The sequence below is a fragment of the [Phormidium] sp. LEGE 05292 genome (genome assembly GCF_015207735.1).
GTDB lineage: Bacteria > Cyanobacteriota > Cyanobacteriia > Cyanobacteriales > Aerosakkonemataceae > Floridanema.
Map to the genome: position 1 here is coordinate 1 of NZ_JADEWG010000292.1, position 3,124 is coordinate 3,124.

Annotated in this window: 4 protein-coding genes; all 4 read left to right on the plus strand. The window is 40.2% G+C overall.

Annotated features, from left to right (window positions below):
- Positions 1 to 221 precede the first annotated feature (221 nt).
- Positions 222 to 1,331 (plus strand): peptidylprolyl isomerase, encoded by a 1,110-nt coding sequence (locus tag IQ264_RS31980; protein WP_193986710.1) that lies wholly within the window; start codon positions 222 to 224, stop codon positions 1,329 to 1,331.
- A 149-nt stretch (positions 1,332 to 1,480) separates the two neighbouring features.
- Entirely contained in the window at positions 1,481 to 2,152 is a 672-nt protein-coding gene (locus IQ264_RS31985; protein ID WP_193986713.1) for a methyltransferase family protein, read from the plus strand.
- A 17-nt stretch (positions 2,153 to 2,169) separates the two neighbouring features.
- Positions 2,170 to 2,454, plus strand: a complete 285-nt coding sequence (locus tag IQ264_RS31990; protein WP_193986715.1) for a hypothetical protein — start codon at positions 2,170 to 2,172, stop codon at positions 2,452 to 2,454.
- A gap of 3 nt (positions 2,455 to 2,457) precedes the next feature.
- Positions 2,458 to 3,124, plus strand: a 667-nt coding sequence (gene thiL, locus IQ264_RS31995; protein WP_193986717.1) for a thiamine-phosphate kinase, incomplete at its 3' end; no start/stop codon positions are given.

A 3,124-nucleotide genomic window follows, 5' to 3' on the forward strand; every position in this document is an offset into this window, starting at 1 on the left:
GGACAAGGGGACAAGGGGACAAGGGGACAAGGGGACAAGGGGACAAGGGGACAAGGAGACAAGGAGATGGGGAAAAATTTAACCTTTACTCTTTCTGACCTTCTGCCTTTCTGAGCTTCTGCCTTTTGCCTTTTGCCTTTTGCCTTCTGCCTTCTGCCTTCTGCCTTTCTTTACCCCATTGTGGGAAAATCTAAAATTGTGACGATATCAGAAATCTAATTATGTCTGGTTTGAGTCTTCCAGTCCTGAATGTGCCCAAACGCTGGCTAAAAACTGGCATTTTGGCGTTACTGTTAGTCACCCTGTCCATTGGTCTTTGTGCTGCTGGTGTGCGGGAGAGTCGCTTACCACAGGGGAATCCTATTACTGATGGTAAAGCACTTTTGCGGTATTCTTTGCCGATCGATAATCAGCAAGTTAGAGAACTGCAAAAGAGTTTGGAAGATATTCCCCAACAGTTGCGGGGTAAGCGTTGGAGTACGGTTAATGGTGATGTCAAGAAGGCGGCTGCAATCGTTGGCGATCGTCAATCTGATTTGTTAGCTAATATCCCAGATGACCAAAAACCCCAAGCCGAAGCTTTGATTAATCAAATTAGTGAAAGTCTCGTTCCTCTCAAAGCTGCCGCTGAAGCGAAAAATCGACCAGAATTGTTGGATCAAACTTCCAGTATCCTGAATTTGGTAGGGGAATTAGAAGAGTACATGGTACAAAAATTCCCCTTTGAAGTACCTGCCGAATACAGCAATTTACCCCAACTCAAAGGTCGTGCTACCGTCAAAATGACCACAGAAAAAGGCGACCTTACCTTAGTACTTGATGGCTATAGTGCCCCTGTTACCGCTGGTAATTTTGTCGATTTAGTACAACGTGGTTTTTATAACGGTTTACCCTTTACTCGCGCTGAAGAATCTTACGTCCTGCAAACTGGCGATCCACCGGGAAAAGAACAAGGTTTTATTGACCCAAATACCAAAAAATATCGCGCTATTCCCCTAGAAATTTTAGTCAGAGGTGATGAAGCACCCCTTTATGGCATTACCCTAGAAGATGCTGGACGTTACCGCGACCAACCTGTGCTACCTTTCTCAGCTTACGGTGCGGTAGCAATGGCTAGACCAGAATCAGAAGTTAATGGTGCTTCTTCCCAGTTTTTCTTCTTCTTGTTTGAACCAGAATTAACACCAGCTGGTTTAAATTTATTGGATGGTCGCTACACCATTTTTGGTTTTGTCACTGAAGGGAAAGATGTTTTGCAAAAACTGAAACAAGGTGACAAAATTGAATCTGCGAAAGTGATTAAAGGGGCAGAAAATTTAGTTCAACCTTAGAAAAGCTCCTCCGACTAAAGTCGGGGTTAGACAAACAAAGTCCGCCTACGCGGACTTAATAACCTGCGTAGGCAGGTTTTGTTTGTGTAGTAGCGATTTGAATCGCCAAAACTTTTTAAACTTTTTTCCCAATAATCATCGAAGTAACTATGAGCAATTTTTCCTTAGCTATAAAATCATTGTTCGTAGTGTTCACCTTTCTTGCCATTTTAATTGCGTTACCAGCAGTTTTGTTTGGCGTAATCCAAAAATGGCAAGTTATTTTTTTAATGTTGGGTTATTTACTGTTTTTTTCGGGGAATATTTGGCGAGTTTGCCGCTATGGTAAATTAAGTAAGAATCAGGAAGATGCTCAATTTAAAGATTTTTCGGGTTTGGTAACTTTAGCGGGACAGTTTATTGCTTCTGTAATTATCTATTGGTGGGCAATTTATGATTTTTCCCGGTTGTCAAAAACTGAAACTGTTTGGCAGGTGGTGGGGATGATTATTTTAGTGTCAGCGATCGCAATTAATCAATTGGCGATTCGCACGCTGAAGGGTTTGTTTGATTGCATCACCATTAAACCAAATCATCAATTAATCACTACAGGTATTTATCGTCAAGTGCGACATCCCGTATATCTGAGCTATGTTTTATTCCTAGTCGGATATTGTACAACTCTGCAAAGCTTTGTTAGCTTAGTAATAAGTGTAGTTAGTTGTACAATTTGGTTAGGAAATAGAATTAATATAGAAGAAAAAATGCTGATCGAGAAGTTTGGCGATCGATATCAAGCATATCAACGAAAAACTAAAAAAATCATTCCTTTTATCTACTGAAAACAGGTGCTTAAATTATGGCTGTCCTAGAATATTTACTGGTAATGTCTTTGTTGGGAATGACTGGATTTGTCCTATTTAGAGCAGCAGAATCTAAGAGTAAACAACAAAGATTAACTGATGCTTTTTATAGGTTGTTGGAAGATAGAGATAGTTGTATTTCGTTGATTCAATTATCAGCAACCGCTAGGGTAGAACCGATGTTAGCTAAACAATATTTAGATGAACAAGTGAAGATATTTGGGGCGTATCCTGAAGTAGATAATGATGGAAATACTTATTATCGATTCCCAAAAATGTAAGTTATGTCTGAAGAAAAGTTGGAACAAAAAGTTAAAGAGATTGGCGAACAAGGTTTACTGCAAAAATTACACCGCTTTTGTCCTTCAGATGTAATTGGCGATGATGCAGCAGTAATTAAAACTTTGCCAGAACAATCTTTAATTGTGACAACTGATGTGTTAGTTGAAGGGGTGCATTTTAGCGATCGCACTACTTCCCCAGAAGATGCAGGTTGGCGTGCTGCTGCTGCTAATTTATCAGATTTGGCGGCGATGGGTGCTACACCTTTGGGAATAACTGTAGGTTTAGCAGTTAATGGTGATACATCTGTTAGTTGGGTGGAAAAACTTTATCAGGGAATGAATGATTGTTTGCAAATTTATCATACTCCCATTGTCGGGGGTGATGTAGTGCGATCGCCAATTAACACCATTTCAATTACGGCTTTTGGACAAGCTAATCCTGATTGTATTATTCGCCGGGGAAATGCTCAACCGGGATATGCAATTGTAGTTACAGGCATTCACGGTGCTTCAAAAGCTGGGTTAGAATTATTACTAAATCCAGAAATAGGAAAAACCCTCAGCGACACCGAAAAAAACACTTTAATTAAAGCCCATCAACGCCCCAAACCAAGATTAGATATACTACCAATACTCTGGGAAATATTATCATCCCACTCCCCAATCC

What these genes read in the sequence shown, in the direction of transcription:
- IQ264_RS31980 (WP_193986710.1), top strand. Translation starts at nt 222, where the DNA reads ATGTCTGGTTTGAGTCTTCCAGTCCTGAATGTGCCCAAACGCTGGCTA.
- IQ264_RS31985 (WP_193986713.1), top strand. Translation starts at nt 1,481, where the DNA reads ATGAGCAATTTTTCCTTAGCTATAAAATCATTGTTCGTAGTGTTCACC.
- IQ264_RS31990 (WP_193986715.1), top strand. Translation starts at nt 2,170, where the DNA reads ATGGCTGTCCTAGAATATTTACTGGTAATGTCTTTGTTGGGAATGACT.